Here is a 26,197-nt window from a genome sequence, read left to right on the forward strand (position 1 = left end):
CAGGGGGTTTCCCCCACTCGCGCTTTGCATCAAGACAATGAATCGAGGGTTAATTTCGACTGTATCTTCCCTGAGTTGATTGGCCTCAAAGCTTTATCTACTAAGCTTTTGATGGCTCATGTCACCCCCTCAGCTATAATATAGCAAAGGAGGTGATGGTTTCCGTGTACAAAACAATCCCAGTAAAAGCAGTATTTACAGACGAAGAAAAAGCTTTCTGGGTCTTTCAATGTCAGCAGGCGAATAGCCTAATTAATTGTGCAATTTATTACACTAAACAAAAACACTACAAATGGCTGGAGGAGCAGACAGAAGCTTTTATTACTTATTGGCATGGAGATGAATTAAGGTTTGGATGGAAAACCTATAAATGTAGTACTAAATACCCGGCATTGGATAAAGCCTTGAAAATGAGTCCTCATTACAAAGCAATGGCGGCTCAATCGGCGCAGCAGACATTAAAGACAGTAGGGGAATCCATTGCTAGCTACAATCAACTAGTAGGTCTTTACTACAAAGAAAAGGTCGATAGACCTAAACTACTTCGGTATCGCAAGAAAGGCGGACTAGCAGCTGTTACTTTTCCTCGTCAAGCTCTTAATTACAAGAAAGGATTATTTTATCCGTCGATCAGTAAAGAAACTAAGCCTGAATTGATTACTGAAATTGCCCTACAGCCGCCAGATTTTATAGATCCGGACTGGGTAAAAGAAGTGACTGTTCGTCCAAATCTGGGGCAGTTATGGATTGATTGGGTGATTGATGACGGAAAGCAGCCAGTGGAACACAACCCTAACCTGGACTATTCCCAAGCTTGGAGTTTTGATCACGGTGGAACAAACTGGCTAACCGGGGTTTCGACTCAGGGAAAAAGCCTAATCATTGATGGTCGAAAATTAAAATCTCTGAATCAAGGATATGCTCGGTTAATTGCCAAGTACAAAGCGGGCAAGCCGCAATTTTACTGGGATGCCAATCTGGATCGGGTAGTGCGAAAGCGGAATAACCAGATCAGAGATGTGATTAACAAGGCGGCTAGGTTTATTATTAATCGGTGTCTAAACGATCGCATTGGAAATATCATTATTGGATGGAATGAAGGGCAGAAGAATTGTTCCAATATGGGAAAACGGGGCAATCAGAATTTTGTGGTCATTCCAACAAAAAGACTTATCGAACGGCTAAAACAACTTTGCCCTGAGTATGGGATTAAACTGACAATTACCGAAGAAGCGTATACCAGCAAAGCGTCTTACCTTGATGACGACAGCCTCCCATTTCATGGTGAAAAACCCAAAGGATGGACACCGTCAGGAAGAAGAGTTCGGCGCGGGTTGTACAAAACCTCTGATGGTTGGCTGATTAATGCTGACTGTAATGGTGCTGCAAACATAGTCAGAAAAGTAGCCACACAGTTAAATCTAGATTTAACCAAGGTGGGTAGGGGATCCTTGACAGTCCCACATCGTTATGACGTTTTCAATTCCCTGAAAAAATCATACCGCAAAAGAAGTGAAGAGGCTCGGTTTCAACCAGCCTCGTAACAACCTTTGAGAATCCCCCGTGCTTCAGCCGGGGGAGATGTCAAAACTGTTGAGGGTTAAGGGGTCAAGGCACCGACTTGCTGTAAATCCAAAAGAAAAATTTTCTGAGTAGATGCTTCGTTTGGTATAACAGCTGCATGAGATATCATCTCCAGAACACTGGCCTGACGGTAAGACTTCGGGATAGGTCGCATCATGTCTTCGGGTAACTCCACCAAATTGGGCAGATCATCCACAAAAATTCCCCAGAGTTCGGAGTCCCTAGGACGAATAATTACTAAGAACCTTTGGTTAGGGCTTTGGTGAGGTAAACTACCATCACCCAACTGCTGATGTAAATCCCAAACCTTAATGGTATGCTTGCCTAGCTGAACTAATCCCATAGTTTTCATCTCCCTTTTGATTTCAGTGGTAAAATTAACCACTTTCAGGACATCCCTAATCGGTAGACATAGGGAATAATCAGCAATCTGAAAAACCATGAATTTTTCTAGTGTTGAATCGTCCATCGCCTTGATTTGATAGTTATCATTGCTTAATTTTTAGTGCTTATAGCTGATTATTTTAAGTAAATAAAAATTTAGTTTTACTTAACTAATCATTTATCATGAGAAATTAATAGTTTCAGGATAGATAGCGTTTGTATTTGAGATGTAAACCTAGGGTTTTTTTTATTGTCAAATAAAACTCCGGATCTCTTTCCCATCCTGGGATTAGTTAGGGGTGGATTACTCTAGCATGCATGCCTCTTGCCTTTTGCCTTTCCTGGCAATAATTGTGTTTACAAACCAAATAAAAATGCTATAGCTTTGATAATACTTATGAGCTATAGTCTTTCTTACCCCTACTCCCAGGGCGTGCGCTTTCCGCATTAAGAATTAAATTCGCCACGGGTCGCACCACTCCCTACTCCCTACTCCCTACTCCCTTATTAAGGGTTAAATGGGCTCAACAACATCGGTTACTGTTGTCAACAATTTGTGTTCCAAATAGGGCTTAGTGATATAAGCCTTGGCCCCTAACTGTGAAGCAATCAAGCGGTGTTTATCGTTACTGCGGGATGTGAGGATCACGACAGGAATATCTACCAAAGCTGGGTCAAGCTGACAGTGTTTGAGAAACTCAAACCCATTCATGCGAGGCATCTCAATATCACAGATTACCAACTGTATGTCTGTCTGATGCTGTAGTTGCTCAATACCTTCATAACCATCCTGGGCTTGAAACACGTGATAGCCATTCTTTTCTAAGGTCATGGCTAGAGTTTGGCGCAGGGTGATCGAGTCATCTACCAGAAGTACCTTTGGCTGATGTCTGACCCAGAACGGTTCAACTAATGAAGGTGGAAGCTGCTTTCGCGAAAGGGTTTCCATCGGTTCGGTGGCTTCGTCTGAGTTTAAGCTTTCAACCTTAAATGTGCCAACCTGTAACCTTTGACTGGCATCGGTCTGTTGGTCAGACAGGTACTGGATCAATTCAGTCCCATCCAGCACCAGTGTCAACCGACCATCTGCTAGAATACTGCCCCCATTGACATAGGGGGGTGGCACAATCATTGTGCCCAAAGGACGAATCACCAACTCCTGGTCTCCCAACAGTTGGTCTACTTCCAGACCGACAAGCTGATCTTGGTAATGGATCACAATGATTGGTCTAATCGTCTGAAGAGGAACAACAGGTTGATGGGGATGGGTTACCGAGAATGGATTTGCCACAGAGGAATAATCTAGGACTTGCCCAAGTTGGTAGACTTTAACCAGTTGCTGATCACTGCCCTTTCCCAAGTGAAGGATTTTACCATCTTCCCAACTTCGGAGCTGGTGTTCCTCAGGAATGATAATTTGGGAGACTTGATCAGTGATCAAACCATAAACTTGGTTCCCAGCCTGACACAGGAGTAACTTATCTATGGTTAAACTCAGGGGAATTTGTAGTCTAAATCTGGTGCCTTGGTGGGGAGCAGAATCAACCATTACCGAACCCCTCAGAGCTTTGACCTGGTTTAGGACAATATCAAGACCAACACCACGTCCAGAGAGGTTATTCACCCCAGAGACAGTGGAAAAGCCTGGTTCAAACAACAAATTCCTCAGCTGAGCCTCACTGAGACTATTACTCTGTTCGAGGTTAATCAGTTCACGTTCTACTGCTAGTTGGCGAATCCGTTCAAAATTCAACCCTGGACCGTCATCAAAGACTTCAATCACCAAATGTCTGCCCCGATGGCCAGCACTGATTTCAATTAATCCTGTTTCTGGTTTGCCCTGTTGTTGCCGTACAGCAGGAGTCTCAATCCCGTGGTCAAAAGCATTACGCACAAGATGCAGCAGGGGGTCGTACAACTTCTGGGCAACAACTTTATCCACTAAAACATCATTACCAGAAATTTTCAGCTCAACCAGCTTATGGTGGGAGGCGGACAACTGCTTGAGGACAGGGGGGAAACGACTAAATATTTCCCCTAAAGGCAACATCCGGGCGTCCATCAAGACATCACGATGGTTGGTTAACAACCGACGTTGTTGTTCGAGAGTCTTACTGGATTGGGTGGTGAACAGCTCAATGTCATGGGCAGCTTCTGTTAATTGTATAGCGTCTTCTACAACTGACTGAATCAGAAGCTCGGGTGTACTATAACGCTTTAGTTCCAGGTGATCGAAATAGTCTGTATCAAGAAGGTTATGAGGTTGAAGGTTATGAGGTTGAAGGTTATGAGGTTGAAGGTTATGAGGTTGAAGGTTATGAGGTTGAAGGTTATGAGGTTGAAGGTTATGAGGTTGAAGGTTATGAGGTTGAGAGCGTAGGGTGGCCTTTTGGCCAAGGTTGGCAGTAGGATTGGGGTTGGTAGCAAAGTTTTCCAAAAAACCTTCAACTTTAAACTTGCTAACCTGCAACGTTTTTTCTGCCCAAGGGTAGGAAGAAAAACTAAGATTGGGGTCGGTAGCAAAGTTTTTGTTTAAACCTTCAACGTTAAACTTGCTAAGCTGCAACCTTTTCCTAATCTGCTTTTGTTGCGTCAAAATAAACAGGCGGTCGTACCAATCTTGCAGTTGCTCGAGCACTTGCTGATGTTGGTCGATACGATTAAGGAGTACTCGCACTGCCCGCAGCAGTTGTTCATTTTCGAGCAACTGGCGGTTTTGGTTGGTTAGTAATTCCCCAATTGTGTAATTCAGGTATTCTAGATGCTCAATATTTATCCGCACAGTACCAGATAGATCCCTAGATGATGGCGTGCTGGGATGTTGGTTGGAGGGAGTTATGGCGAGATGGGAAGAGTTTAGAGGGGAATTTTTGGCGTTGCCTATTGGGGGTATGATCTCGTCTGTGATAACTTCAGGATCTTGTCCTTGTTCTTTCTTTTCATTATCTGCATCAATCATCCCCATGTTGTGCAAAACAAAATTTTTTTCTGTGCCGACTTCTTGCTCAGGGGACGCTATCTCTCTATCCCAGACATCTATATCTCGAAGGTCTGACCTCTGCAACTCTTTACTTTGATCAGAGGTTTGGTGATCTAGTGGGGTTGACCCTCCCCAGATCATCTCCACAAGGTGGGACTGTTTCCTTCTTTTAGATTCTGGATGAATAACGGAAGAAGGAGAGGATTGGGGAGGGGGGGAAGAAGAGGAAGATGAAGAAGAAGAAGATAATGTTGTTTGGTTATCTTGTCTTTCTTCTTTTTTCGTATTGTTTTTATTATCTTCATTGTCTTCGTTGTGCTGTTTTTGATAATAATAATGAATCAGTTTTGGTTCTATAATATTGTTAATAAATTCATAATCATGGGAGAATTTACCTTGAGTGTTACCATCATAATTATTAACAAAACATTCTCCTTCTTCTACTCTGGGCTCAACCGGATTAAGGTCTTTTTCTGGGTCACTATTACTCAACTTGGGATTGGGGAATGACTCGATGAATGAATCCAGGGAAGACCAGTTATCTATCACAATGTATTGTGTATCAGCTTCTTTTTGTTCTTTGCCGTTGCCCAAGACAGAAGATTCATTTTGAATTGTCAATTGTGAATTTGGAATTGAACACCTTAGGTCAGCTAGTTGTTGCAGAAGCATAGAAGGTTGACCGCCTTGAGTCCTATCCCCTTCTAGCACCGCTGTTTGTGCTGCAACGAAATCACACAAAGCCGTCTTGGCAATGGTGACCACCTGATCGGGATGGTTGTCTAGGGCTGCGATCGCATTTTTGGCAATAGCGGCAAACCCTGGTAAATTAAGGGATTCCCCTAACCCCAAGAAAATGTCTGCTTGGTTGCGAACTGTGATGCTGATTTCAGTGGGATTGTTACTATTTAGGGCAGCTTGGATTAAGTCTAACCCTTGGCTAACCCCCACTTCAAAAATGGACTGGGTGACGTCGAAGCCCAATTCTACTGAGGTGGGCAGATGGGATTCGAGACCAAAACAGTCCCCCAGCTTCTCTTGGAGTTGGGCAACAACAGCAGCAGTTCGATTCTTGACTTCGGTGTCATCGATTTGCCCCCCTGTGAGTTTAGTGGTTAGAGGTAGGCGGAGACACTCATAAGCTTGAAACAGTAAGGCTTCAATTTCTGGATCAATGGACAAGTCGGGGTTAAACAGAGCTTTGAAAACATCCTCCAAGGAGTGAGCGACAGTGGCAATTGTTTCCAAGCCAATGCTAGCTGCTGCGCCTTTAAGGGTATGGGTAGTGCGCATCAAGTTGTTGACTTTATTGATGCTATAGTGTTCTGACAAACTCAGCAAATCGTTTTCCAAGACTTGCAGCAGTTCCGGTGCTTCATGGAGAAAGTAGCGATAGCTTTGCTCACGAATTTTTGGGTCATTAGTCATTATAGGAGTTCTCAATTGGGTGAGATACAAAGTCCTAGGTTAATGGGAGTAGGGAGTAGGGAGTAGGGAGTAGGGAGTAGGGAGTAGGGAGTAGGGAGTAGGGAGTAGGGAGTAGGGAGTAGGGAGTAGGGAGTAGGGAGTAGGGAATCGGGAATCGGGAATCGGGAATCGGGAATCGGGAATCGGGAATCGCGATAAAATCAAAAAAATTATCTCTACCTGATTAGACTAAAAAATGCTCGTGTCATTAGTGATTATTAATTTAATAATAGCCAATTGCTAATGGTTATTATTAAATTAACAGTTGCAATTTTTAATTAAGCTGTTGTGCATTTAAAATGTATATAGCCTGAAATCAAATAAAAAAGATATATCCCAGTCCCTTTTTGCCTTTTGCCTTTTGCCATTGCTAAAACGCATTTTAAATGCATTTTAGCAAGGCAAATTACTAATCAACCTTAAACTGGTCAGCACTGGCTTGAAGATTCTTCGCCATGGCTAGGAGTTCTTGGAAAGACTTAGAAATTTCCATGGCATCGGAAGAAGTCTTGTTGGCAATTCCTGCCACCTCAGTCATGGTAGTGGTCACGGATTGGAACTCTTCGGTCTGTACCTGGGTGGCTTGGGTAATACCCTCTACGAGCTGGCTGATTTGGCTGGTGGCGTCAACAATGGCATTGAGAGTTAGACGGGTATCTTGTACTATTGCAGTTCCTTGGGCAACCTGTTGAATACCTTTATCCATGGCTGTAGACACCTCAGCAGTACTCTTCTGGATCTCTTGCACCAACTGCTCAATCTCAGTGGTGGCTTCCGCTGACTGACGGGCTAGAGAACGCACTTCATCGGCAACAACGACAAAACCCCGTCCATACTCACCGGCCCTGGTGGCTTCAATGGCTGCATTCAAGGCTAGCAATTGGGTTTGATTAGTAAAGTTGCTAATCAGGTTTACTACCCTCGAAACTTTCTGGGAGGATTCGCTCAGGCGCTTGAGCCGTTTGCTGGTTTCTGCCACTGTCTCCCGGATTTCGAGAATTCCATCTACGGTACGGTTCATGGCTGCATCCCCTTGTTGGAGGGTTTGGTTAGCGGTTTGGACTGCCACTTCGACGAGTTGAGCACTCTGACCGACAGCTTCTGTAGAATTAACCATGGTCTGGATGTGCTCTCTGGCTTGACCAAGAGCCATAAATTGTTGCTGGGCTTGGGCTGTGAGCAAAGCAATGTTTGATTCCCTGTCAAGAGAAGTTTGGGCAACTTTCCTGGAGGCTTGCTGGACTTGAGTCACAATCCGGCGCAGGCTTTGCAAGGTGTTGTTGTAGGCATCAGCAATCGTACCGACTTCATTGTTGGTTACCGGAGCTCGGACGGTGAGGTCTCCTTCTAGAGCTGGCCGCACCGCCGACAGCAACTGCATTACCTCCCGCTGTACCGCTTCTTTGTCGGCTTTCTCCCGTTGTGCGGCATTGGTCAGTTGCTGGGACTGGTCTTGGATTTGTGCGAGATACTCAGCCTGTTGCAGGGCTGCCCCTACTTGCACCCCAATCTGAGCCAGGGCGTTGAGTTCAAACTCTTGCCAGTCACGAGAACCAGTATTTTGGTAGGTACCCAGTAAACCCGATAAGGTTCCTTCGATCAGAATCGGTGCCAGCATATAAGCCTTAACCTCATATTGCTCCAAGGTTTCCAGATAATCGTCAGAATAACCAAAGGTGTAAATGTCATCAACGGCCAAGCTTTCACGATGGCGATACCGACCTCCCTGGGTGTCTTGTAGATAAGTATCGGGCCAGAAGGCTTGGATATCCGCTCCTACCCATGGCAACCAACCGGTTGTGACTGCCTCAGCCATAAACTCCCCAGTCCAATCAGGATTAAATTGATAGAGGGCTACGCGATCGCATTTGAGTAGCTGCCGGACGTCTTGGGTAGTGATACGATAAATTGTATTTGCATCCCGAGACTGGAATAGCTTACCGACTATTTTGGTTACCCCCTGAGCGATTTGAGCCGCTTTGGTGAGTTGGGTAGATTGGGCTCGCACCTGATCTAGGTAATGGGATCGCTGCAAGGCTAATCCCAAGGAATTACTAATCTGGACCATCAGGGTGACATCAGTATCTTGCCACTGACGGGGTTCTGTATTTTGGTAAGCCGCCAGCAGCCCCCAGAGCTTTTCACCTTGAAAAATCGGCATAATCAGATATGCCTTGGTTTGGAATTTTTCGAGAGTGTTGATGTAGCAGGGAGCGAAACCCATGGTGTAGATGTCATCAACTTTCTTGAAGTGGTCACCTCGGGCGAAGTCTCCACCCTTGGTGTCTTGCAAGTAGGTATCAACATGATGACGAGAATTAACACTCATGGCTGTAACGGTGCAGCGTTCAGAAGCCGTTAGATCCACCTTCAGGCGGTCGTCTGTTTCTTGTTCAGTGATCAAGGAAATCCAGCCAGTGGCAACTGATTCAGCCACAAACTCACCACTCCAGTCGGAGTTGAAGCGATAGATCACTACCCGGTCAGCTGCCAACACTTGCCGTAACTCTTTGGTGATGCTCTCGAAGATACTGTAAACATCTAAAGACTGGGACAAATGGTTGCTAAGGCTTGCGACTACTCGCTCCCGCACAGCAGCTTGGGCAAGCTGGTGGGATTTGGTCTCCACTTGCTCCAGGTAGCTCAATTGCTGTAGCGCTACCCCAAAGTGCAGGGCAATCTGCTTGGCAAAATCAATCTCATACTCCTGCCATTGACGGGGCTTACTGCATTGGTGAATGCACAACAATCCCCACAACTGAAGTCCTTGAAGTAGGGGGACAACTAGATTAGCCCGGACTTGGAACTGAGCCAGCAGCTCAATATGGCAATCGCTTAAACCCGCATTGTAGACATCAGCAACAGCTTGCACTCGTCCTTCAGTGTAGTGAGGGGCATACTGTTCACCAAAACAGTGGTCGTTAACTTTGATTCCTAGCATGGCATCGTAGCCTGATGCCACATCCTCAGATACCAATTCCCCATCATCAAAGCCAGAGTTAGGGTAAAACCGAAATACACCCACCCGGTCAACCTGAAGAAGCTTGCGAATTTCGATAGCGGTTGTCTTGAAAATGGTATCGAGGTTTCGAGACTGACCGATCTTGTTGATGATTCTAACTACCCCTCGCTCGATCCGTGCGGTTTTAGCGACCTGGGTGGATTTTGCCTCTAGTTGGGCCAGGTACTCTGTTTGTTGTAGGGCAACTTCAAAGTGTAGGGCAATCTGCTTGACAAAATCAATCTCATACTCCTGCCATTGACGGGGCTTACTGCATTGGTGAATGCACAACAATCCCCACAGTTCAGTGCCTTTACACAATGGCACCACCAGGTTAGCCCGGACTTGAAACTGAGCTAGCAGCTCAATGTAGCAATCACTCAGGTCCCCATTGTAGATATCAGCAACTGTGTGTACTTGCCCTTCAAGATAGTGCTGGGAATACTGTTCACTAAAGCAATGGTCGTGAATCTTCTTACCCAGCATGGCATCGTACTCATTGGCGACATCTTCAGAGACCAACTCTCCATCGTTATAACCGGAGTCAGGGTCAAAGCGAAACAGACCCACCCGGTCAGCCATCAGTAGCTTACGGATTTCTATGGTTGTGGTCTTGAAAATGGTATCCAGTTGCCGAGATTGCCGGATTTTGTTGATGACTCTGACGGCTGATTTTTCTAGGTCTGAAGCCAATAGCAGTTGCTTGGATTTTGCTCGCAGTTGCTCAATATACTCCGTTTGCTGGAGGCCAACCCCAAATTGTCGGCCGATCTGAGCCAGTATACCCACCTCCATTTTCTGCCAGTGACGAGGGCGATTGTTCTGGTAAGCTGCGAGTAAACCCCAGAGGGTTTCCCCTTGCAGAATCGGTACAATCACATAAGCTTTAGCCTGAAATTGCTCTAACAGGTCAATGTGACATTGATCGTAACCAACCAAGTAAATGTCATCAACGGCTAAGGTTTCATTGTGGCGATACCGACCGCCTTCGGTGTTCTCCAAATAGGTATCGCGCCAGACTTTTTTAATACTCGGTCCAACTAACGGTATCCAACCGGATCCCACATCCTCAGCCACAAACTCACCACTCCAGTCTCGATTGAAGCGATAGACAGCGACGCGATCGCACTTCAGCTGCTGCCGGATTTCTTGAGTAGCGGTCTGAAAAACACTGTTGATGTCGGAACTCTTAAGTATCTTATCAAGCAAGCGATTTGCTATTTTTTCCCCCTGAACCGCAATATCCAGTTGCTCCGATTTCTCCTGTAGCTGGGCTGCAATGTCCAATTGCTTGAGAATACTACTGAGACGGTTACTGAGTAGTGACAGCAGCATGACGTCACTATCTTGCCAACGCCGAGGGCGAGAGTTCTGGTAAACGGCGAATAAGCCCCAGAGGTATTCACCATCAAAGATTGGGGCTATGATATAAGCCTTGGTCTGGTATTTTTCTAAGGTTTCAATGTAGCACTGTGAAAAACCAGCGCCATAGATGTCGTCAACTTGCTCTACTTGATGACGTTTGAAATAGCCGCCCCCTTGTGTCTGCTTTAAATAGGTATCGGTATTGGGGCTGGCAACGGATCCGATTTGCTTGACCGTACAGCGTGTAGAGGAGAATAAATCGGCTGAGGTCAGGTTAGGATTTTGCTTTTGGTCTTCGAGCAGCCTCACCCAACCCTCTGCAACTGACTCAGCCACAAATTCACCACTCCAGTCTCGATTGAAGCGATAAACCACTACCCGATCAGCCTTGAAAAACAGGCGTAGTTCTTGACAAATGTTGCCCAGGGCAATCTCCGGTACATTTGACGGTGGAATTGTGGCCAAGATTTGAGCCAAGACCTTTTCTTGCTTCACCTGCTCTCGTCGTCGGGTAAAAGATTCCATTGGGATCAGATTCAGCCGAAGTTCAGTAACAACTTGGTAGAGCAGACTAATGTCAGCTTCCTGCCATTCCCGAGAACCAGAACATTGCTGTACCACTAGTAAGCCCCACAATTGCCCATCGAGCAAAATCGGTAGACTTAAGCTGGCTTTGACCTGGAATCGTTCCAGCAGTTGGAGTTGAAACGGACTAACAGCCCGGTCATTAATATCATTAAGGGCTACAACTTCCTGTTGCTCATAGGCTGACCGATTCTCTGCCCCAAAAGCCATCACCGGCAGGTACTCCCCCTGGCTGGGAGTATAGCCACCCACCATCGACTCAACTAGCACGGTACCCCGATTCTCCGACTGGAAGCGAAAAATCAAGGCTCGGTCTACCCGTAAACGCTGACTAACCTCAGTCACGGTGGTTCTCAACAGGGCATCACTAGTTTGTGCTTTGCGCATCTGGGTGGCCAGGTGGAATAACCACTGCCGCTCACCCTTGCAGTATTCCTCAATATCCACGGCTAGGTGGAGCTTCAACCCGGTAGGTGTCCCTTTGCCATTGCCATTACTCGATGATTGATTGAGTTGGGACGAAGATGTGAGTATTTCCTTAGATTGATCAAGTTTTGACATAGTTATAGTTTCGTTGTTTTCAACATCTGATAATGGTAAAATTGCCGACCATGATGGCATCTCAGAGACAATCGAGTCGGTAGTAACCCTCCCAATCGACTGTTCAATGGGCAGAGTTAGTGAGGAGATTGTCAACCAGTCATAATTGGTTTGATGGCATTGATTTGGTCGAAAAACCTCAAGACTGCCCTTCTTGATGTGTCTGCCATAGGGGAAACTGAGTAATAGCCTTGACATCCAAGACTGTACTGCCATCCCCAGGCAGATACCCCAGCAGAAAAGGCAGTAGCGATTGAGGAAATAAGCCAGGAGATGCTGGCTGGAGTTGCTCCAATTCATGTAACTCAATATCATTGACTTGGGACACCACCAGACCCACAGACTGGTCATTGGCCTGAACCACTATGGCCACAGGAGATACCGAAACTTGCCCAAGCTCCAACAGCGGTGGATAGCCAACCAGCTGGTTTAGGTCTACCAACCAGAGCATTTCATCGCGCCAATTACCAATGCCCACAATGCAACTGGGCATTTCCGGCACCAGCAGAACCTCCGGCAGATTCACCCTGATAATTTCCGTAATCTGCTCTAGGGGCAACAGAATACTATCCTCAAAGCCAAGAGGAAAACGCAGCAACCGCACTCGGGTTTCTGGGGTGAGTGGATCTAAGTTGAGTAGGTCAAGATTGGTTTGTGTTACCACTGGGTCAAGGGAGTTCAACATTACCTAATACCTAATGGGTAATACCTAACAATTGCTGAATTGTTTGTTTTAGTTCTTGCTGGTTTATCGGTTTAGGTAAATAGGCATCAGCTCCCAGCATCGAACCCCAGAGTTTGTCGGCATCAGTTCCTTTAGTTGAGCAAATCACAACTGGGATGGTTTGGGTGTTGGAATTAGTCTTGAGTTCCCGGCAAAGTTCAAATCCGCTTTGTCCTGGCAAAATCACATCGAGAATCACCACATCTGGTTTCTGGTACTGGAGTTTGATCTGGGCATCCTCACTACTTGTGACACTAACTACCTTGAGACCAGCTTGTCTGAGGTAACCACTTAGCATCTCATTTTCCGTCAAGCTATCTTCAACCAAAAGGACTGTAGTCATAAAATTTGCTTACTCTAAAAGTAGTCATGATGTTAATTTAAATTGGGTAATGTAAACCTGTCAAGTATAACTTATCAAGTTTACATTTTGGATTTTACATTAACAAAAAACCAATACTAATAAGTACTAAAATATACCATTTATCAATTCGCTTAGGTACTTTCGTACTGGGTTTTAGAGAGCAGGTACTTCGGAGCTTCGGACCCACAACTAACCCCTCCCAGGAAGGGAAGAGAGGGAAGTCGGACGTGGGAAAAAATTATGTGTACCTCATTACTATGAGAACCGCTATAAGTTAAGTATTAAAGTAAGTATTCAACCGGACATAATATTGCGACTAACCCCGAGATGGCTCTGTAGAATTGTCAATACCTTTGACCGAGTAATAGGCTTTGCTAAAAAGTCTGTAGAACCGACTATCTTTGCCCGCACTCGGTCTACAATTCCGTCATTACTGGTGACCATAATCACTGGCGTGTCTTGAAACACCGAAACCCGACGAATTTGTGCACAGACTTCATAGCCGTTTAAAACTGGCATGACCAAATCCAAGAAGATCAGCTGTGGTTTGTGCTTTAGCAAGGTCGGCAAGGCTTTGATGGGGTCTCGAACATTGATAAATCGATAGCCAGCATTGGCAAGAATTTGACTCATGGTCAGCCGATCGATTTGGCTGTCTTCGATATAAACCACCAAGGGACTAGCTGGTTGAGTTTGAACTGGTCCTCCTTTCCTTCCGGCAGTTTCTCCCTGAGGGTTAGTGGCAACAGTAAAGTGAGTATCACAGCGGAAGTCCCCAACCGAGATCAGACCGATCACCTGTACTCGGATGTAGGGCATGATTGATTGGGTCACAGCCAAAAGATTCTGTTTCAACTTGAGAGCTAAATCCCTCAAAGTGCGATCGCCATCCACTAAGGTAGTCAGGTTGTGGTAGGCCAGTAATGAGGTCTGCTGTCGCAATTTGTCAGCATCCCAGATCACCGGAGCCAAAGAAGGGGAAATATTTACCAAACCAGCCTGTTGCCAAGGCTCCCAAGCCTGCCTTGCCTGTTGCATTATCTGTGAAGCTTGAATTACTACCAACGTTGAATCAAAAGTTGAATCAGAGGTTGAATCAATAGTGTCTTGAGGAATCTGCCTGTAAGTTAATTGCTCTGATGAACCACAGCGGAGTTGTTCCTGCCGTTGGATGATATCGAAGAGTATTTCCGTACAGTTGCCAGCAACAACGGAGCTCATCTGTTTTAGCGGTACTTTCCCCTGTCTGACTAGTTCTGCTAGAGATGGGTAATCCCAATACACCGGCTGAGCCGATGACCCCTGACACACAGGATCCGCTGAGAGTTCTGGGCAGTATATAGACAACTGCCGACACCAACGGCGAATGGGATGGATCTTACTAACACCCCCAGTCAAACGACCCAAGTGGAAAGAAAGACTCCACTGCTGACCTTGGGGATCTTCAATCTCCAACCGACCAGTCAATTGCTCCGTTGCGCAAGCTTGAATCTGTTGTGCCAGTTTGTCGGTAGTCAATACTTTGTCAGTCGTCATTGGTGTCTCTATGGATAGATAGCAATCCCACTAGTAATTAGTAACTAACTAACAATTAACAACAATAAATACTTAACAAGTAACAATCCTAGTTTGCTAAGGCCTCTCTTAGCAAGAAGGTTGTCAAGTACCCCGGTTTTACCTAATACGTAGATACCTAGATAGCGAGATACCTAGATACCTAATACCTATAATTGTTAATCCTGATATTGTGTATAGTTTTCAGAACTTACGCCAGTTGTATATTTGTTAGAAATTATAGGGTTTGTCCCCCAGTTTTGCGTAAGTCCTGGTTTTGTAGAAATGCACCAAACTCGTAATGTTAACAGACAATTCAATCCAGGGTTGTAGAGATGCACCATGATCGAGTTTCACTAACCATCAGCAAAACTCGGTTATTCGAACTCAAGGTAAATTAGTAGCTTACTTGGTTTAATTTAACCTTAATTAAGAAGGGTTATTTAACTAAAATTACCCTAAACTTAACTAAATATTGAATGCCTTCATTATAACTATATATCAGCATTAAAATCCGGCTAATTATTAAAATACGCTAATTGTCGTAGTATATAGCGTATTTATCTAGGTTGTAAACACACTTCTTGCCAAAAAAGGCATGCATGCAAGATGCAAAAGGCAAAAGGGGCGAGAGCTCCGGAGTTTTATTGGACAATAAAAAAAGACCATACAGGTTTACATCTCAAATAAAAACCTTATACTTTTATAACAGGCAAATGTGGTATATCTCGGTAACATCAGCAAAAAAATCCAGCTAACTTTATTAATTATTTAAAAAAAGGATTGTAAGCATTCAGCTATCAGCCTATGCGCTAGCTCCCAGCGTCGTTCGCACAGCGTGGCCATTCGCGTAGCGTGGCCCAAAGGCCAAGGCCAAAGCCTGTGCCACGCAAGCTACTTGAGGTGCTATCAGCTATCAGCATTGAGTTATCAGCCATTGGCCTATGGCCACGCTACGGCAACAGCTTTTGAATAAAATAAGCTGACCGGTGACCGCTGAGTGCTGAATGCTTACAAAGGATTATTTATTTTCAAAAGAATTAACTGCGAAATAATCGTGTGTACTGAGTTTCGTGAGCCATACTTGCCAGGGCTAATCCCCAGCCACAACTACTTAATTTTTCATCCGCCAAAGTTAAAACATCTTCGGTGCTCAGAGTAAGTCTATGGTTGAGTGCTAGCAGTAGCTGTTGACCAACGGTTTGACCAAGGGGAATCAATTTGACCCCAGCACCGATGACATTAGATGCCCAGCTATGTAAGTAACCTAAGACTGTGGCTGTAATGTCAATCTGCCAGTGAGCAGCCCCAATCCCAAACGCGATCGCATAATTACAGGGTTGACCCACAGCTGATGCTACATCTTGTAGAGAGATTACATTTTCTTGAGAAGACCTCTGGCCAAAGTAGTTTTCTGATACTGTTTGCGTGAATTCTTGTCCACTGTTCCCTGTTCCGAGATCCGCTGTTCCCTCTTCTGAAAGAAGTCTAATGGTTTCACTGGGTGGGTGCAAATCCAGCAGTAACCGCATCAACGAGTTACCCATCTGCCAACTTTGCGATCGCAATTCAGAAGTTTCCTTAGCAGCACTTACCCAAGCATTCCAGTAGTTCAAACCATCTAAATCCCCTTTGCCATAACTTTCGTAAGCTCGCACCATAACATAAGCCTCTAATCGAATGGCTCCATAGCACAGTTGATGCTCTAGCCACTGGTGCAGAGTAGTCTGGTTGTGAATCACACCAATATCAACTAACGTTTCCAAACCCTCAGAATAGCCGTAAGCACCCACTGGTAGTACTGGACTAGCCAGTTGCAAAAGATTCAACAAAGAATTAGGGACTAGGGGATCTAAATGCATTCTTGCTTGTTGTTCATTGCCAAATTGCACTTGTACATCATACCGAATCCCAATCCCACGCTCCTTCAGGATTGAAGAAGAGACCGAAGAGGGGGAAGGGGGACTAGGAACAACTGAGTAACACGTTTCTCCTGATCGAGATCTGCTCCATCCTGTCATCCATTACATCCGTTAAACCATTCCTTGCCCCTCTGGCAATTAGGACTTACCCCCTAAATCTACATATAGTGTATTTTTTTATATAAACACACTACATATATGGTTTTTTGGGGCTATCCACATAAGTCCTAAAAATTTCCAAAAAAAGTTTGCCCAAACCCTTGACACCCTTTGTAGTATTTTTGTAGTATATAAACATAGCGCAGAGGAAAGAGTCAAAAAGCTCGAATCCAAAAGGCTTACACAGAACCTTGACAACTAAATATGTAACATACCTTTTGATTCATGTTTGGATATCACCGTGTTTGCTCATCAAGTGGGGATAGACCCTTGGGTTGATTCCCCACAGAGTAAACCCAGAGATTTATCTAAAGTCGAACGGATAAACTGCTCAAGTCCTGGGGCTGTAGCTCAGACGGTCAGAGCGCCTGTCTGTCGAACAGGAAGTCGCGGGTTCGATTCCCGTCAGCCTCGCTCTTTGCAGTCGCTTTTATCGGTTGCAGGTGCAAATCCTGCTCCAATCAGTGACTCCAATTAGTGACCTAGCAGCGTAGCTCAACGGTAGAGCACCTGGCTCATAACCAGGTGGGTGCGGGTTCAAGTCCCGCCGCTGCGACCTACGGAGATGGTGTAACTGGCAACATAACGGTCTCCAAAACCGTTGATCTGAGTTCAAATCTCAGTCTCCGCGCTCCCGTGCCGTAGGCAAATTTGGTTAAGCCGCTTGCCTTTCAAGCAGGTGATTGCGGGTTCGAGCCCCGTCGGCACGATGAATGCCCTGTAGCTCAGTTGGAAGAGCAGCGAGCTGTTAACTCGATGGTCGCGGGTTCGATCCCTGCCAGGGCAGTTAGGAGCGGTTTCATCTTTCTCCTTTGTATCCCCCGGTAGCTCAGTTGGGTAGAGCGCTCGCCTGAAAAGCGAGAGGTCGTCGGTTCGATGCCGACCTTGGGGGGCTGTCACTTGCCATGGCAAGTGCTCAATGCCGGATGGACGATTGGCAAGTCGCCGTGACTCTGAATCATGGAGAGGTTGGTTCGAGTCCAACTCCGGCATTCTATTGTTGAAAGTTAACCGGTAGCTCAGTTGGGTAGAGCGCTCGCCTGAAAAGCGAGAGGTCGTTGGTTCAATGCCGACCTTAGGGGGCTATCACTTGCTATTGGAAGTACTCAATGCCGGATGGACTATTGGTAAGTCGCCGTGACTTTGAATTACGGAGAGGTTGGTTCGAGTCCAACTCCGGCATTCTATTGTTTAAGGTTAAGGGGTTGAAGGTTAAGGGGTTGAAGGTTAAGGGGTTGTAAGCTTCAACCTTCAACCAAACAACCTTCAACCAAACAACCTTCAACCAAACAACCTTCAACCTTCAACCTTTAACCAAACAACCTTGGCCTATTGGCCACGCTACGCGAACAACCCAAATGACTTTTAATAGCAACTTGGTATCAAATATGCTCCTGTAGCCCAATTGGTAGAGGCGGCTGTCTCAAAAATAGTCTACGTGTGAGTTCGAGTCTCACCAGGAGTACTAATACCAAGTTGTGTTTAAACATAGTTAAAGGTTAACCAGTTGTAAACTTCAACCCAAATAACTTTTCAAATCAATTTTGATAGCAACTTGGTATCAAATATGCTCCTGTAGCCCAATTGGCAGAGGCGACCGTTTTAAAAACGGTCAGTTGTGGGTTCGACTCCCACCAGGAGTACTAACGGGGTGTAGCGCAGTTTGGTAGCGCGCTTGCTTTGGGAGCAAGATGTCGCAGGTTCAAATCCTGTCACCCCGACTTTACCCCTGTGATGGAATTGGTAGACATCACTCCCCCAGAACGAGTGTCTTGCAGGATGAATGCTTCCCCCACCTGCTAAGCGAGGTGTGGGTATCCGTCTTGATTACAAGGGCACTTATCCCTCGCGACAGGCGGCATTCTCGCCGAACAACCAGGACTTTTGCTGGATTGTTCCCCCAAGTCGTTGTCTTGATGCAGTCGCTCATGGGGGAAACCCCCAAGACCGCGCTGCATCGCTTCCGCTATAGGGCTTATGTTTAGAAACTTTTACCTAGAGTCTGACGTGTATAAACCGACTACAAAGGATTTACAGGCTTGATTTTCCTTTCGTTAAGAGGTCGTGCCTCCAGGTTGCTCAGAATCTTGTTCTGCCCTTTGCCGTACCGCTCAAGATAGATAAATTATATCACAATTTGCCGCTCCTTGAACCCCACCTGCGTTCTCGTGGTGGGGGAATGCGTCGCTCATTTTTGTTCAAATCCTGTCGGGAGTACCAATTATCCAGATGTGGCGCAGTTTGGTTTAGTCCAGTTGACCAACAGTCAATTGGTCATAGGCACAAATCCTGCCCCTCGGATCCAAACCCCTGTAGCCCAATTGGCAGAGGCTCTAGGCTTAGAACCTAGGTGTTACTGGTTCAAATCCAGTCAGGGGTATCGCAGGGATGGAGCAACAGTAGGCTCGCCAGGCCCATAACCTGGAAATCAGTGAGTGCAATTCTCACCCCTGCCACCAATTTGCAGCCATGATGTAATATCATCTCTGGTTGAATACTTATTATTGAAAGGAGTTCGTCAATTTTAAATTGTAAAGTAACAAATTAAAAATAACAAGTAATGATTTACATGACTCTAAATTTTATAAGTATATCATGACTACTATTGCTAGGTTTGAATAACAGGAAAAATCTTCATCACTCTTTCCCACTGTTCCCTGTTCCCTGTTCCCTGTTCCCTGTTCCCTTTTTATATCAATACTATGTTTACCTATAAAATAAAACTACTTGATCAGTTAACTAACAGCATGGTTTACAAGTGATTAGCTAGGAGATATAAATGAAGAGATAAGGAGGGTAAAATGACAACTATGACTGTCACAGATGCTCTAGCAGAGTTAACCTTGCTGCAAAAGCGGATTGACTCAGCCAGAGCAGCTTTGGACAACAACACTTTAATTTCTGTGGTTGAAGTCGGTCAAGTGCCAACAGGCTTCAAATCACGAGAAGATTATGAGATAAAAGCTAAAGCAGCTTTGCAAAAAGTGGATGCCCTGATTTCCAGACGACGGACGATCAAGAGAGTAATTGTCTTATCCAATGCTTCTACAATGGTTACGATTGCTGACCAAGAGATGACTGTGGCAGAAGCGATTGAGATGAAGATGTTTATCAGGTATTATGAAGCAGTTATCGGTACTATGCAGTCAGCATATACTAAAACCCTGAATCACTATAAGATGGCACAAGCACGAGTCAAAGAAAGACTTGATAAACTAGCTCTGGAAGTGTTGGGACAGAATGCATCCGTTGGTTCACAGAAGTATCAATCCTTGTCAGATAGCTTTCTAGCTAGAGAAGGGGTTGAACTACTGGATCCCACTAACCTGGCTGAAGAACTTGAGAAACGACAGACCTTTATTGAACAGTTCAAGTCAACAGTTGATCGAGTACTCTCGATCAGCAATGCCAGGACAATGATCGAAATTCCCGATTAAAATGGTGATAGGTGCTGGTCACTCGAAAATCTCTAAATTTATGGTTTTTAAGTAAGATGGATAGCTCATGGTAGGGCACATGATTTTGGTTCATGAAGTGTTGGTTCAAATCCGACTCCATCTTCGGATAAATTTAAAGGTCAAAGGTTAACGGTTAACCCTTAAACCTCAATCATCAAACCTTAGCTTATCAACCTTCAAACCATAAAGATCAACCATCGATAAAATCCAGGGACTATGGTTGTAGGTTCCATAAAACCTTGAGGTTTCCACCTGGCTGAGTGGTCAGCATTCTCACCTTTTTAAACAATGGGTATCAATCGGGAATCGGGAATCGGGAATCGGGAATCGGGAATCGGGAATCGGGAACTAACCCAACTATACTTGATATCATTCCTTAATTCAGCAACGCAAATTTGCTAGTATCATTAGTCAGCAACGATTATAGCAATAATAAATCAATTATAAAAAAAAATATCGTTTTTTATATTACCCAAAATCTTTCTATACTTGATTAAATTTTGTCTCTTGCCTCTTGCCTCTTGCCTCTTGCCTCTTGCCTCTTGCCTTTCCTTAAAGGAGTATATTCACAATTCAAATAAAAATACTATATGACAATTTATTTTTACGGTACTCGCCAAAAACCCTATGGTTGTTTTTCCAACTTCTCCCGACATGGCTTTGAGCTAAATGAATTGTGGTGGGCTACTAGTGAGCATTTCTTCCAAGCCCAAAAATTTGTGACTACTGATTCCTCTTGGTATGACAAAATCCGTAACGCAAAAACACCAAAGGAAGCAGCAAAAATGGGACGCGTTCGCTCTCATCCCCTTCGTGATGATTGGGAAAAAGTCAAAGATGAGATTATGCAGCGAGGAGTGTTACGAAAATTTGAAACCCATGGTGATCTTCGTCAGTTACTACTTGCTACAGGTGATCAGCTAATTGTTGAGAATTCACCCATAGATTATTACTGGGGTTGTGGTGCTGATGGTAGTGGTAAAAACAAACTAGGAGAGATTTTAATGACAGTCAGGGCAATATTGCGTGACAAGCAAGTTGATGTTAACGATAGCATTTTTATTTGAGTTGTGAACAGAGGATTTATAGAAAAAGGGAGCAGGGAGCAGGGAGCAGGGAACAGGTAACAGGGAACAGGTAACAGGGAAAAAAACCTGTATACCTCATCATTATGAAAAACGCTGTAATTAGGACTAAATAATTAGGAATTTGTATTGTTTTAAACAACCTGGTGTCTGAAGCCAAAGTGGTCGCGGCGCTGGTTTGTGGAACCAGTCATAACGGGTTCAAGTCCCGTCAGACACCCTTAAGGAAGATGCCGCCGAGTGGACGGCAATCGGTCTCGAAAACCGTGGTACAGCAGCGATGTTGTAGGGGTTCGATCCCTCCATCTTCCTCTAGCCACCAGAAGCCGAAAAGCGAGGCACTGTGCTGTTGAACTTCCCCATCCGTCGCAGGAATGGGGATTCCCAGGCACAACCTAATTGGCTGTTATCTCCTAGGGCGTAACTTTCCCCCGCACCGGAGGTAGCTGGTAGGGTCAATACCCAGTTTTTTTTTGAGACCCTTATTTCTTATATTAACACCACACTGGGAAAATTCATCCCCGGAGACGAAACCTTAGAATAGTGGAGCCTTAATAATAAAGTTTTAACCCCTTTTCTCATAGCCGACCAACCAGAAAGGCTCCACTATTCTTACGGTAACTTCAAGACCTAATTCGACGGGGTATTCTTTTCCCTCTCAAACTCTCTCCTTCGATAACGCAGTGGTAGGAGGGGCAGTACCTCCCTGGTGGATTTCCCTCTGAAGCGCGGAACTGGCACTGACACTCCTAATGTTAGGTGTGGTCGTTCAACTCGACCCAGAGGGGTTTTCCTTTTGTGATGGGAATGTAGCTCAATTGGCAGAGCAATCGGCTCTTAACCGAATTGTTGCAGGTTCGATTCCTGTCATTCCCATAGAATCTGGGTGGTTGGCATAGCGGCTGTGCAACCGACTTTTAATCGGTAGTAGATAGGTTCGACTCCTATACCGCCCATTTATAATTCACCCAATAATTGACCCATTTAAACCGCAGAATCAGTATCTTTGACAAACAGCTATTTAACTATAAGCTTTTAGCCGGACCATTGACCATGGGCCCCTACACAGGTGAAAGGGATTTACACGCGATCGCTAACCTGATCAACTCCTGTGAAGCAGTTGATCAGCTAGACGAAGGTATGTTACTCCTGGAACTACCCCATCTTCCCATCTCCCCATCTCCCCATCTCCCCACCCTCCCCGCGCCCCCGCCCCAACAGTTATAGATTTAAAACAAAACGATGCACCCTTTAGGTCTCTGGGAAGATGGAAATGATCAGCAGAGCGCGATGAAGCAAAGCTTCCGCTAAAAGCGAACGCGCTTTGGAAAAAACAAAGGTGCGCTTTCCGTGATGGCGAGGGATTGCTCGCCATCACGGGTCGCACCTGTTGAAACAGATTAAAAATGTCTTAAACTAATGGCAAATGTATAGTTATAACATCAAAATAAATTTCTATGCAGCTTGGTCCCGGTTTATTAATAACATTTTTGTACTACTTCACCTGCACAACCCTAATTACCACTGTCTTTTCATCGCAAGTTTTGAGGCTAAGTCTGGTGACAGGGATGCCCTATAGTGTCGGTGTAATTTTTGGCTTAATCGGTGGTTTATTAGGTACCTACTTCAATCGAACCGTTACAGTATCCCTAGAATTCAAGAGTAAGAAAGTTTTTACCGCTGCTCTCCAGGATGCTCTGAGCGAGATGGGGTTTGAGGAAACCTCAAAGCTAGATGATTTTGTAGTTTACCAACGCCCAGCCCTGAGTAATCTTTTCTCTGGCAAAGTATTTGTACAAATCGGTAAAGGTACAGCAACCATTGCTAGCCGTTCCAGAAATATTAAGCGAATCAGCCGTAAAATATCGAAGAATTAGACACACTATCAATAATTTTTATAAAACCTAATTTTTAAAACCTGGCGGTGATTATAACTCACGGCAATAGTATCAGTATATCCAACACAATATAGCTGATAAAATAGAGCCTAAACCCTTAAATTATTAAGTCTTCGCAAAGCTCCAATGATTACTAACTTACCGTATAATTTAGTTCGAGAACCATAAATTTCTACATTAATCATGCTCCCATCTTTACACTGACCAGGAAAGGTAAAGTAGAGATTTTTACCCTGACCCTGAAGACAATGAGTTATTCGCTCATCCACAAATTTACGCTTGTCTTCTGCCACCACTTGTAGTAAGGATTGCATAGAAATAAGTTCACCAAAGGAATAGCCAAAAATTTCCGCCATTTTGGGATTAACATATAGAAAATTGCCTTTACTATAAATTATGTAAATTCCCAGGGAAGAGAAATTATCTGAACTCTCAGTGAGCTTATTGGTTGGGGATAAAACTTTATAGTTCTGAGGAGACTGTTGCCCTAGGTGTTGTTGTTGACTGTGGAGTTGAGCATTCTCTATGATCAAAGCCATGGACTCAGCAGTCATTTCCATTAAACGGGCAGATTTAGCACCAAAGTGTCCTGGCTGGGAATGCATTAGGGTGATAATACCTAATAACCTCTTGCCCCTGAGAATAGGTACAGCTAATACTGAGCGTACTTGATAGGGCTGACCAGGTAAGGTAAGCCAGCGGTCATCATCGATAGTGTCCTTGATCAGCCCAACTTCCCGATGGCGGCTAACCCAACCAGCTAAACCTTGGTCTAGAACCTGACCAATGATCTGCTTCTTATATCGTTGGGGGGTTGCACCGCGAGCTAGAATACTCTCAGTGACCACACCATCAGCATTGAGTAAAAACAGGCTACTCTCCTCTGCCTTAGTGAGCCGACCAGCAATGTCGAGTATATGTTGTAACAAAGCTCTCAGCATCAGGGAGCCAGAGGCCGTTTGCATTATGGTGGCATAGGTTTTAAAGAGCTGATGTTGAGCACTGAAGACGATTCGTGTAGCTTTAAGTTGATCAACTTGTCGGCGCAGTGCTTTCAGTTCCTGAATCAGCTGTTGTTTAGATTTCTTCAGATCACTCATATTTACCTCCATCAATCAGCCTGCGCCAATCCCACATTAGTCTACAGGCTTATAGCAAGTTGCGTTTCTGACGTTTAATTTACCTATGGGATCAGGAGGGCTTGGGGGAAATTTCCTAATTCCCAATTCCTTTTTGTTTATTCTTTGACTGCAACTTGGTATCAGGTAATTGCTATCGGATAATCGGTATTTTCTCATCAACGGTTAGGTAAAAATAGTAACTGTAACTCGTCTTTCCCTATTTAACCTTGAGTTATCCTCGCTCTTCCCAATCTAAACCAGCTGGTGGTAATCAGACATCCTATGGCACCAACAACCAGCAGAAAACTCTCTTCAACCGCACTCGTGCCAGTTTACAGCAAGCCTTGTCCTGGTACACCAATTTTCATCGCTCCCAGGGGAATCCTGCTGATGTGGAAATGCAAGCCTTGCTGCAAACTGAATTAGAGGTTTTGCAGTCTAGCCTAGACAAACTTGACCAAGGATTGATTCGCATTGCCGCTTTTGGTTTGGTTAGTCGTGGTAAGTCAGCGGTAATTAATGCTTTGCTGGGACAAAAAATTCTTAAAACTGGTCCGATTCACGGTGTCACTCAATGGCCCAAGTCAGTACGCTGGACACCTAGCTCCGACAGTGAAGTCCTCTTGGAGTTGATTGATACTCCAGGATTGGACGAAATCCATGGGGAAGTAAAGGCGCAGATGGCGCGGGAGGTGGTATCCCAAGCCGATTTAATTTTATTTGTCGTGGCTGGTGATATCACTCGCACTGAATATCAAGCTCTTTGTGAACTGCGGCAAAGCCAAAAGCCTCTAATCTTGGTATTTAACAAAATTGACCTCTATCCAGAACAAGACCGGGAGGCAATTTATCAACAGTTGCAAAAACTCAGTACCGGTAGCCCCAAGGATCGGCGTTTACAAAAGATGTTGTCAGCGGATGAAATTGTCCTAGTGGCAGCAGAACCAGCTTCTATGGAAGTACGGGTGGAGTGGCCTTATGGTAGAGTGACCTATGAATGGGAAACTCCACCTCCGAATGTGGATCAGCTTAAACAGAAAATTTTCAGTCTACTTAACCGAGAAGGGCGATCACTTTTAGCCCTCAACGCTCTATTTCAAGCCCGCAATACTCAGAATACTATTGCCAAAAAAGCCATTGAGTTACACAAAACTGAAGCAGAAGACTTAATCTGGCAGTTTGCTAAGTACAAAGCACTAGCAGTGGCCCTCAATCCAATTGGAATTTTAGATGTGTTAGGAGGTACTCTGACTGACTTAGTGATGATTCGTTCTCTAGCGCGGCTGTATGGTCTACCTATGACTAGCTATGAAGCAGGTAAGCTATGGCAAAAGATTTTGATCAGTTCTGGAGGGTTACTGCTAGGTGAACTGGGTACCAGTGTGCTTTTTGGTGTAGGTAAGAGTGCATCAGTGGTTATCGGTCCGAGTGGCTTGGGTGCCTTTGCTGGGGCAGCAATTACCCAAGCTGGTATTGCGGGTTATGGGGCTTATGCTGTTGGTCAAGCGGCACAGGTTTATCTCGAACAAGGTTGCTCTTTCGGACCACTAGGAGCAAGTACCGTCATTAAAGAAATTCTAGACCGGGTGGAGCCAGACACTATTCTTTTCCGTCTGCGGCAAGAACTGGAAAGACAGCTAGGAGAGTGATAAGACTTAATTCCTTAAGCTTTTCCATAATTTTGCCTAAATTTTATACCTGGTAAGTTTTTTACCGGAGTCGGAGATTGGGGATGTGTAGATATTCAGTAGATATTCAACAGAGAAAAATCACTGCCAACCCATCGCGATTCAGGAGAAGACCCATGTTCAAAAGACTAATTCAAGCCGCCATGCTCACTTTATTGCTTCACCTAATTGCAAACCTGACACAACCAGACTCTCAACAGCCTGTCAATTTGTCACCCTTAGACGTGAAACTTGTCTATGTCTTGAACTAGAATCGGT

17 protein-coding genes and 18 tRNA genes are annotated in these 26,197 nt (G+C 44.9%); 25 read left to right on the forward strand and 10 right to left on the reverse strand.

Annotation, left to right across the window (positions count from 1 at the left end; genetic code table 11):
• Positions 1 to 164 precede the first annotated feature (164 nt).
• On the forward strand, positions 165 to 1,544 hold the full coding sequence (locus F6J90_RS10775) for a transposase (protein WP_293092848.1): 1,380 nt from the start codon (positions 165 to 167) through the stop codon (positions 1,542 to 1,544).
• Positions 1,545 to 1,600: 56 nt separating this feature from the next.
• On the opposite strand, the gene F6J90_RS10780 is transcribed toward F6J90_RS10775, so the two are convergent.
• From F6J90_RS10780 to F6J90_RS10815, 8 genes are all read right to left on the reverse strand, one after another.
• On the reverse strand, positions 1,601 to 2,053 hold the full coding sequence (locus tag F6J90_RS10780) for a chemotaxis protein CheW (protein ID WP_293092850.1): 453 nt from the start codon (positions 2,051 to 2,053) through the stop codon (positions 1,601 to 1,603).
• Positions 2,054 to 2,482: 429 nt separating this feature from the next.
• Positions 2,483 to 6,376 carry a response regulator gene (locus tag F6J90_RS10785; RefSeq protein WP_293092852.1) on the reverse strand — a complete coding sequence of 1,298 codons (3,894 nt, stop codon included), beginning with the start codon at positions 6,374 to 6,376 and terminating at the stop codon, positions 2,483 to 2,485.
• 39 nt (positions 6,377 to 6,415) lie between these two features.
• On the reverse strand, positions 6,416 to 6,580 hold the full coding sequence (locus F6J90_RS10790) for a hypothetical protein (RefSeq protein ID WP_293092854.1): 165 nt from the start codon (positions 6,578 to 6,580) through the stop codon (positions 6,416 to 6,418).
• A gap of 244 nt (positions 6,581 to 6,824) precedes the next feature.
• Positions 6,825 to 12,164, reverse strand: coding sequence for a GAF domain-containing protein (locus F6J90_RS10795; protein ID WP_293092856.1), 5,340 nt, complete (start codon positions 12,162 to 12,164; stop codon positions 6,825 to 6,827).
• Positions 12,106 to 12,651: a chemotaxis protein CheW gene (locus tag F6J90_RS10800; protein WP_293092858.1), complete on the reverse strand. Its 546-nt coding sequence runs from the start codon at positions 12,649 to 12,651 to the stop codon at positions 12,106 to 12,108. Before F6J90_RS10800 ends, F6J90_RS10795 begins: the two co-directional genes overlap by 59 nt.
• Positions 12,652 to 12,661: 10 nt before the next feature.
• Positions 12,662 to 13,033, reverse strand: a complete 372-nt coding sequence (locus tag F6J90_RS10805) for a response regulator (protein WP_293092860.1) — start codon at positions 13,031 to 13,033, stop codon at positions 12,662 to 12,664.
• Positions 13,034 to 13,348: 315 nt separating this feature from the next.
• Positions 13,349 to 14,590, reverse strand: a complete 1,242-nt coding sequence (locus tag F6J90_RS10810) for a response regulator (protein ID WP_293092862.1) — start codon at positions 14,588 to 14,590, stop codon at positions 13,349 to 13,351.
• Between the two features lie 1,058 nt (positions 14,591 to 15,648).
• Complete coding sequence (locus F6J90_RS10815; RefSeq protein WP_293094819.1) at positions 15,649 to 16,470, reverse strand: urease accessory protein UreF; 822 nt, start codon at positions 16,468 to 16,470, stop codon at positions 15,649 to 15,651.
• Positions 16,471 to 17,029: 559 nt separating this feature from the next.
• Between F6J90_RS10815 and F6J90_RS10820 the strand changes: the two genes are divergently transcribed.
• The 19 genes from F6J90_RS10820 (at position 17,030) to F6J90_RS10910 (ending at position 21,545) form a co-directional block, all read left to right on the forward strand.
• A tRNA-Asp gene (locus tag F6J90_RS10820) sits at positions 17,030 to 17,103 on the forward strand.
• 70 nt (positions 17,104 to 17,173) lie between these two features.
• A tRNA-Ile gene (locus F6J90_RS10825) sits at positions 17,174 to 17,245 on the forward strand.
• A 4-nt stretch (positions 17,246 to 17,249) separates the two neighbouring features.
• Positions 17,250 to 17,320, forward strand: a tRNA-Trp gene (locus F6J90_RS10830).
• A gap of 4 nt (positions 17,321 to 17,324) precedes the next feature.
• Positions 17,325 to 17,399 (forward strand) — tRNA-Glu (locus tag F6J90_RS10835).
• A gap of 4 nt (positions 17,400 to 17,403) precedes the next feature.
• Positions 17,404 to 17,476, forward strand: a tRNA-Asn gene (locus F6J90_RS10840).
• A gap of 31 nt (positions 17,477 to 17,507) precedes the next feature.
• Positions 17,508 to 17,581: transfer RNA gene (locus tag F6J90_RS10845), tRNA-Phe, on the forward strand.
• A gap of 28 nt (positions 17,582 to 17,609) precedes the next feature.
• Positions 17,610 to 17,682 (forward strand) — tRNA-Gln (locus tag F6J90_RS10850).
• A gap of 117 nt (positions 17,683 to 17,799) precedes the next feature.
• Positions 17,800 to 17,872 (forward strand) — tRNA-Gln (locus F6J90_RS10855).
• Positions 17,873 to 18,079: 207 nt separating this feature from the next.
• Positions 18,080 to 18,154: transfer RNA gene (locus F6J90_RS10860), tRNA-Leu, on the forward strand.
• Between the two features lie 104 nt (positions 18,155 to 18,258).
• A tRNA-Leu gene (locus F6J90_RS10865) sits at positions 18,259 to 18,332 on the forward strand.
• 4 nt (positions 18,333 to 18,336) lie between these two features.
• Positions 18,337 to 18,410 (forward strand) — tRNA-Pro (locus tag F6J90_RS10870).
• A 62-nt stretch (positions 18,411 to 18,472) separates the two neighbouring features.
• Positions 18,473 to 18,661 carry a hypothetical protein gene (locus F6J90_RS10875; RefSeq protein WP_293092864.1) on the forward strand — a complete coding sequence of 63 codons (189 nt, stop codon included), beginning with the start codon at positions 18,473 to 18,475 and terminating at the stop codon, positions 18,659 to 18,661.
• Between the two features lie 334 nt (positions 18,662 to 18,995).
• Positions 18,996 to 19,069 (forward strand) — tRNA-Leu (locus F6J90_RS10880).
• A 2-nt stretch (positions 19,070 to 19,071) separates the two neighbouring features.
• Positions 19,072 to 19,148: transfer RNA gene (locus F6J90_RS10885), tRNA-Met, on the forward strand.
• Positions 19,149 to 19,490: 342 nt separating this feature from the next.
• Positions 19,491 to 20,126: a hypothetical protein gene (locus F6J90_RS10890; RefSeq protein WP_293092866.1), complete on the forward strand. Its 636-nt coding sequence runs from the start codon at positions 19,491 to 19,493 to the stop codon at positions 20,124 to 20,126.
• Positions 20,127 to 20,180: 54 nt separating this feature from the next.
• Positions 20,181 to 20,250, forward strand: a tRNA-Gln gene (locus F6J90_RS10895).
• 487 nt (positions 20,251 to 20,737) lie between these two features.
• Positions 20,738 to 21,214 (forward strand): NADAR family protein, encoded by a 477-nt coding sequence (locus tag F6J90_RS10900; RefSeq protein ID WP_293092868.1) that lies wholly within the window; start codon positions 20,738 to 20,740, stop codon positions 21,212 to 21,214.
• Between the two features lie 164 nt (positions 21,215 to 21,378).
• Positions 21,379 to 21,452 (forward strand) — tRNA-His (locus F6J90_RS10905).
• Between the two features lie 4 nt (positions 21,453 to 21,456).
• A tRNA-Ser gene (locus tag F6J90_RS10910) sits at positions 21,457 to 21,545 on the forward strand.
• Here F6J90_RS10910 and F6J90_RS10915 read toward each other — a convergent pair.
• Complete coding sequence (locus tag F6J90_RS10915) at positions 21,545 to 21,691, reverse strand: hypothetical protein (RefSeq protein ID WP_293092870.1); 147 nt, start codon at positions 21,689 to 21,691, stop codon at positions 21,545 to 21,547. The two genes, F6J90_RS10910 and F6J90_RS10915, sit on opposite strands and share 1 nt — an antisense overlap.
• Positions 21,692 to 22,035: 344 nt before the next feature.
• Between F6J90_RS10915 and F6J90_RS10920 the strand changes: the two genes are divergently transcribed.
• The 4 genes from F6J90_RS10920 (at position 22,036) to F6J90_RS10935 (ending at position 23,109) form a co-directional block, all read left to right on the forward strand.
• Positions 22,036 to 22,108, forward strand: a tRNA-Lys gene (locus F6J90_RS10920).
• Between the two features lie 8 nt (positions 22,109 to 22,116).
• Positions 22,117 to 22,188, forward strand: a tRNA-Lys gene (locus tag F6J90_RS10925).
• A gap of 97 nt (positions 22,189 to 22,285) precedes the next feature.
• Positions 22,286 to 22,459 (forward strand): hypothetical protein, encoded by a 174-nt coding sequence (locus F6J90_RS10930; protein ID WP_293092872.1) that lies wholly within the window; start codon positions 22,286 to 22,288, stop codon positions 22,457 to 22,459.
• Between the two features lie 341 nt (positions 22,460 to 22,800).
• On the forward strand, positions 22,801 to 23,109 hold the full coding sequence (locus F6J90_RS10935; protein WP_293092874.1) for a hypothetical protein: 309 nt from the start codon (positions 22,801 to 22,803) through the stop codon (positions 23,107 to 23,109).
• Between the two features lie 110 nt (positions 23,110 to 23,219).
• Here F6J90_RS10935 and F6J90_RS10940 read toward each other — a convergent pair whose 3' ends face one another.
• Positions 23,220 to 24,230 carry a GAF domain-containing protein gene (locus F6J90_RS10940; RefSeq protein ID WP_293092876.1) on the reverse strand — a complete coding sequence of 337 codons (1,011 nt, stop codon included), beginning with the start codon at positions 24,228 to 24,230 and terminating at the stop codon, positions 23,220 to 23,222.
• A gap of 248 nt (positions 24,231 to 24,478) precedes the next feature.
• Here F6J90_RS10940 and F6J90_RS10945 point away from each other — a divergent pair, with 248 nt between their 5' ends.
• Positions 24,479 to 25,900, forward strand: coding sequence for a GTP-binding protein (locus F6J90_RS10945; RefSeq protein WP_293092878.1), 1,422 nt, complete (start codon positions 24,479 to 24,481; stop codon positions 25,898 to 25,900).
• Positions 25,901 to 26,197 lie beyond the last annotated feature (297 nt).

This window comes from Moorena sp. SIOASIH (genome assembly GCF_010671925.1).
Taxonomy (GTDB): domain Bacteria; phylum Cyanobacteriota; class Cyanobacteriia; order Cyanobacteriales; family Coleofasciculaceae; genus Moorena.

Coding starts and splice junctions, on each gene's coding strand:
- F6J90_RS10875 (WP_293092864.1), top strand. CDS start 18,473: ATGCTTCCCCCACCTGCTAAGCGAGGTGTGGGTATCCGTCTTGATTAC.
- F6J90_RS10810 (WP_293092862.1), bottom strand. CDS start 14,590: ATGACGACTGACAAAGTATTGACTACCGACAAACTGGCACAACAGATT.
- F6J90_RS10940 (WP_293092876.1), bottom strand. CDS start 24,230: ATGAGTGATCTGAAGAAATCTAAACAACAGCTGATTCAGGAACTGAAA.
- F6J90_RS10785 (WP_293092852.1), bottom strand. CDS start 6,376: ATGACTAATGACCCAAAAATTCGTGAGCAAAGCTATCGCTACTTTCTC.
- F6J90_RS10930 (WP_293092872.1), top strand. CDS start 22,286: ATGGGCCCCTACACAGGTGAAAGGGATTTACACGCGATCGCTAACCTG.
- F6J90_RS10795 (WP_293092856.1), bottom strand. CDS start 12,164: ATGTCAAGGCTATTACTCAGTTTCCCCTATGGCAGACACATCAAGAAG.
- F6J90_RS10805 (WP_293092860.1), bottom strand. CDS start 13,033: ATGACTACAGTCCTTTTGGTTGAAGATAGCTTGACGGAAAATGAGATG.
- F6J90_RS10815 (WP_293094819.1), bottom strand. CDS start 16,470: ATGCATTTAGATCCCCTAGTCCCTAATTCTTTGTTGAATCTTTTGCAA.
- F6J90_RS10780 (WP_293092850.1), bottom strand. CDS start 2,053: ATGGACGATTCAACACTAGAAAAATTCATGGTTTTTCAGATTGCTGAT.
- F6J90_RS10900 (WP_293092868.1), top strand. CDS start 20,738: ATGACAATTTATTTTTACGGTACTCGCCAAAAACCCTATGGTTGTTTT.
- F6J90_RS10800 (WP_293092858.1), bottom strand. CDS start 12,651: ATGTTGAACTCCCTTGACCCAGTGGTAACACAAACCAATCTTGACCTA.
- F6J90_RS10890 (WP_293092866.1), top strand. CDS start 19,491: ATGACAACTATGACTGTCACAGATGCTCTAGCAGAGTTAACCTTGCTG.
- F6J90_RS10935 (WP_293092874.1), top strand. CDS start 22,801: ATGCCCTATAGTGTCGGTGTAATTTTTGGCTTAATCGGTGGTTTATTA.